This is a genomic window from Nonomuraea sp. bgisy101 (assembly GCF_057708945.1).
In genome coordinates this window covers 1-4,883 of sequence record NZ_JBYITD010000090.1, presented here as the reverse complement: position 1 = coordinate 4,883, position 4,883 = coordinate 1, and the positions used below count along the sequence as shown (strand labels likewise).

The following is a 4,883-nucleotide window of genomic DNA, read 5'->3' as shown; positions in this document are numbered from 1 at the left end:
GCATGGGATGTCCCTAACGAAGCGCGTCGCCTGCGCGCATCAGGCCTGTGGGGCTATCGAGAAATAGCCCCTGAGTTCCTGGGGTCCCTCCACGCTTACCCGGTCGGTTCAAAGACCGGACCGCCACTTGGGCTCTCCCCGGTCGCTTTGATGAGGTGCTCACGGGTGGGGGGTGATGACCGCGCGTCCTTGGATCTTGCCGTCGTGCAGGAGTTGGTAGGCCTCGCCGACGCGCTCCAAGGGGAAGTGCTCGACCAGCATCTTGATCTTTTGCTGCTGGGCAAGGGTGATCACTTCCATGAGTTCGGGGATGGAGCCCCAGTACGGCGAGGCAACCGAACACTCGTGCGGCGGGCTCGAGAAGTTGACCGGTAGGGCTCCGCCGCCGAGACCGACGATGGTCAGGTGGCCAAGCACCCGGGCCACCTGGGCAGCCATCCGCAAAGTCGGGTCTATGCGGACCATGTCCAGCACGAGCTGAGCGCCCTGCTGCCGCGTCATGTCCATGATCCGCGTGACCGCCTGGTCGCCGGAAAGCAGCGCCTCGTCCGCGCCCATGCGCTTGGCGATCTCCAGCTTGCCGGCGGCGGTGTCCACGGTGACGACGGTGGTCGCCGCGCTGAGCGCTTGCAGCATCTGGATGGCCATCTGGCCCAGAGCGCCCGCTCCGATCACCACCGCGGTCGAGCCCGGCCCCAGCAGGTGCAGCGATCGCTTGACGGCGTGATAGCTGGTCAGCCCCGCGTCGCTGAGCGGGGCGGCCTCGCGGGGGTCGAGGGTGCCGAGCGGGATCAGGAATCGCGACGCCGGGACCAGCAGGTACTCAGCCATTCCGCCGTCGTGACCACCCAGGCCCCCGCCCAGACCGCCGGTCCTCTGGCAGTAGTTCTCCTTGCCTTCCCTGCAGTTGGCGCACAGGCCGCAGCCCCAGGGTCCGTAGACGATCACAGGGTCTCCGGGCGCGAACCCGGCGACGCCTGGTCCCGGCGTCTCCACCCAACCCGCATTCTCATGGCCGAGCGTGAAGGGCAGTCTCGTGCCCTCCCCGGGTGCGGGTGCGGGTGCCTCCATGATGTGCAGATCAGAGTGGCAGGCACCGGCGCCCCCGACCTTCACCAGGACCTGCCCGGGGCCGGGCTCGGGGACCGGCACCTCGCGCAGCTCGGGCGGTCTTTGCCATTCGACGAGTTGAAAAGCCCGCATAGCGATCCTTGGCGCGCAAGCTGGGTCAGTCGCGGATCCCGTCGAAGTCGACCAGGACGTGGCGCGGGCCGCGGAAGATCTGGTTGTGGCGGTAGGGCGGCGGGTCGACGACGAGCCGTGGGTTCTCCACGCGGCGGACGAACTCACCGACCGCGACCTGGACTTCGAGCCGGGCGAGCGGAGCGCCGAAGCAGAAGTGGATGCCCTGGCTGAAGCCGAGGTGCTGGTTGTCCAGGCGCTCGAGGTCAAGCTGGTCAGGGTCGGCGAACCGTTCCGGGTCGCGGTTCGCCGAGCCGTACACCAGGAAGATCGGCGCGCCCTTCGGGATGATGGTGCCGGCGATTTCGATGTCCTCGACGGCCGAGCGAGTGTGCCAGAACTGGACCGACGACTCGAACCGCAGCAACTCTTCGACCGCGGGCACGATCAGGTCGGGGCGGCGGCGCAGCTCCTCGAGAGCCTTGGGGTGCCTCAGCAGGGTGAGCACGCTGTGGGCGATCAGATTGACCGTGGTTTCATGCCCGGCGAAGAGCAGGAGCACAGCATTGCTGACGAGCACGCCCTCGGACATGCGCCCGTCCGGGCCGTCGTCGTGAACCATCGCCGAGAGCATGCCCGGGCCGGGCTGCTTGGCGTACTGGTCGAGCAGCCCGACCAGGAACTGCTCGAACTCCTTCACGCTCCGGCGCCCGCCCTCCAGCCGGCGCCGCATCTCCTCGGAAGCCGCCTCCGGACCGAAATCCAGAGCATCCAGGGCCGTCTCGATCCAGGCGTGGAAGCGACGTTCGTCTTCCAGCGGCACGCCCAGGACCTTGCAGATCAGGGCCACCGGCAGGGGGTAGGCGAACTCGTCCACGACGTCGATCCGGGTCTTGCCCCGCATCCTGTCCAGGAGGTCGGCCACGATGCGTCGGATATCAGGCTCCAGGTCAGAGATCAGGTGAGGGGAATGGGACGGGCCGAAGAAATGCCGCGTCATCATGCGGCGATCTCGATCATGTTCGGGCGGGTCGCAGGTGATGATGTTCGGCTCCAAAGAGATGACGGCCTCCGTGATCGGCTCGGCCCCCGGCTCCGCCGCAGCCGGGGCGCGGGCTCGGATCTTCCTGACATCCGAGCTGACTCGGGGGTCGTGGAGAAGCGCGACGATCTCTCGGTAGGTGCTGACGACGTAGGTGCCGTCCGGCTGCCGCGCCACCGGGGTCTTGCGGAGCTCGGCGTAGAAGGGGTACGGATTGGCACGGTTGGCGTAGCGGAGCGCCTGCTGCCAGGGTGTTTCCTCGCCCATGCTGTTCCTCTCCTTCCTGCTGTGCCGGCCGGGTTACCCGCCGATCGCGAGGGACGCGTCAGTGACCTCGAGGCCGGAACTCGGCCCTCCGCTCGTTCGGGTCGTGGCCGGTCAAGACGACGTCGGGCATCGCCGTCGGGACTCCCGGCGCGGGGAACCCGGCCGGCATCGGGTTCATGTAGTCGGGCCGATCCCAGCCCGGCGGCGGGGGCGGGAACGGAGCCGATTGCTCGATCAGCCGCGCGTAGTACTCCAGCCACTTGCCGTGATCGAAGGTGACGGCGGCGACGATGCGGCCCCGACGACCGTAGGCGGCGGCGAAGCAGCGCTCCTTCACGGACCCCTGGGTGAAGACGATCTCGTCGCCGAACGGCGGCACGCCGACGGACTTGATGTTGACGCCGAACTGGCCGGACCAGAAAGCGGGCAACAACAGATGCGGGCGGTAGTCGGGCTCGAGGCTCACCATGTTGTGGGCCGCCACCTCGGCACCGAAGACGGCATTGTCCCAGTGCTCCATCGCGAGAAACTGGTACTCGTACAGCACATAGGGAGCGCGCGCCACGTCCCCCGCCACGTAGACAGTGTCGGTCGCCACGCCGTTGATGTCGAAGGCACGACCACCGGCGTCGCAGCCGACACCCCAGAAGCCGGCCGCCAGCCCCGAGCCCTCCAGCCATTCCACGTTACGGATCGAGCCCAGCGCGGCCAGCACCACGTCGGCATCGACGGTGGCCCCGTCCGAGAGCCGAGCACGCCGTACATGTCCGCCCGCGTCGCCCTCCAGCGATGACACGCCCACCCCGCAGCGCAGGTCCACGCCATGGTCGCGCTGCATCTCCGCGGCGATCTCGCCGATCACCCCGCCCAGCGCGCCCACCAGCGGCGCCGAGCCCCGCTCGGCGACGGTCACCGGGATATCGAGTTCCCGGCAGACGGAGGCCACCTCCGAACCGATGAACCCACCGCCGATGACCAGCACCCGCGACGGCCCTGCCGCCAGCGCCTGTTGCAGCCGAGCGGCGTCATCACGCGAGCGCAGCGAGAACACGCCCTCCAGGGCGGCCTCGGCCGGGTTGGGCCACTGCCGCGCGCGAGTGCCCGTGGCGATCAGCAACCGGTGGTAGGGGACCTGCTCGCCGTCGGCCAGGCGCACCTGCCTGGTGGCCCGATCCAACCCGGTGGCCGCCACGCCGAGCCGCCACTGTGCATCCAGCTCCCGCAATCGGGGCAGCAACGTGTGGTCAGCCGGCACCCAACCCTTGAGCACCTGTTTGGACAGCGGGGGGCGGTCGTAGGGCTCGTACGGCTCGTCCCCGATGATGGTCAAAGACCCGCTGAAGCCTTCCTCGCGCAAGGCTTCGGCGGCCCGCAGTCCCGCCAGGGAGGCGCCGACGATGACGATCCGGCCGTTGGCCTTGAAGTCGCGCACCAACTCGGCGAGCGTCGCCGACATGGTCATGACGGTGCACCCCGCTCCGCACCGTCCAAACGGTCGATCATGATCGCTCGCACCGGGCAGGCCGCGGCGGCTCGCTGGACCTGCAGGTGCCGCGCGTCGTCGGGGTTGGGCTCGTAGGTAAGCGCCTCCGCCCCGTTCAACTTGAAGATCTCGTGGGCCAGATACACGCACTGTGCGTATCCCTGGCACCGATTCAGGTCCACGACGATACGCATGGGCAGACCCCTTCCGTCCGCGACTGCCGCCCCACACAACGACCATCGACGCGGTCATTCGGCTACGCGGTCATCCCGCGTTCCGCCAGGTGGCCCAACTGGACAGCCCCACCATTGCCGTGAGCGTCACGGCGCGGGGATCCCGGTCCGCACCCGATGGCATCGGCACCAAGGTGTGCCCGGGCCGATCCGCACACGACGATTCTCCGCCCGGCTTCCATGGCCACAACCGCTATCGGGTAAAACATGCTCCGTGTCGAACATTCCGGCCGACACGGGCGGCGTGCGCGGTAACGGTACAGCGGCCGTGACGGCGGCCCGTCGGCGACGGCGGCCCGCATGCCATGGACGGGCTCCGATAGCGGCAGCGGCCTCGGGGCTGTATCACGGTGACCCCGCTGAGTGTGAGCGCACGGGCCCGCCGGGCGGTCGAGACCTTCTGCAGCGGCCCCGGCATCACCATGGCACTGTCGTAACTCCTGGCCGGGGTCCGCGACGACTCATGATGGGGCGAGTGGTGAGGTTCACCCCGCCCCGGTCTCCCCGCCGAGATCGAGGTTGACCTCCACGTCGTCCAGCGGCGCGTTCAGGTCGGAGATGTGCTCGCCGAAGCCTCTGATGCTCATGACCGGTTCACGTGCCATCGACAGGCACTGCTACGCGGTGGCGTTGGGGAGAAGCCGGTCGAGCTCGGGCAAGGGACGTTGGCAGATTT

Annotated in this window: 4 protein-coding genes; all 4 read right to left on the bottom strand. The window is 68.6% G+C overall.

All coding sequences use genetic code 11. From position 1 onward, the window contains the following. Positions 1–159 precede the first annotated feature (159 nt). From AC3EO4_RS55390 to AC3EO4_RS55375, 4 genes are read right to left on the bottom strand one after another with little or no spacing between them, the layout of a single operon-like run. Positions 160–1,203, bottom strand: a complete 1,044-nt coding sequence (locus tag AC3EO4_RS55390) for an NAD(P)-dependent alcohol dehydrogenase (protein ID WP_431904891.1) — start codon at positions 1,201–1,203, stop codon at positions 160–162. A gap of 25 nt (positions 1,204–1,228) precedes the next feature. Next, the gene (locus tag AC3EO4_RS55385; RefSeq protein ID WP_431904888.1) at positions 1,229–2,491 is read right to left on the bottom strand and encodes a cytochrome P450; all 1,263 of its coding nucleotides are present in this window, start codon (positions 2,489–2,491) and stop codon (positions 1,229–1,231) included. A gap of 58 nt (positions 2,492–2,549) precedes the next feature. After that, positions 2,550–3,953 carry an NAD(P)/FAD-dependent oxidoreductase gene (locus AC3EO4_RS55380; protein WP_431904885.1) on the bottom strand — a complete coding sequence of 468 codons (1,404 nt, stop codon included), beginning with the start codon at positions 3,951–3,953 and terminating at the stop codon, positions 2,550–2,552. Continuing rightward, entirely contained in the window at positions 3,950–4,168 is a 219-nt protein-coding gene (locus tag AC3EO4_RS55375) for a ferredoxin (RefSeq protein ID WP_431904883.1), read from the bottom strand. The genes AC3EO4_RS55380 and AC3EO4_RS55375 overlap by 4 nt, the downstream gene beginning before the upstream one ends. Between the last annotated feature and the right edge of the window lie 715 nt (positions 4,169–4,883).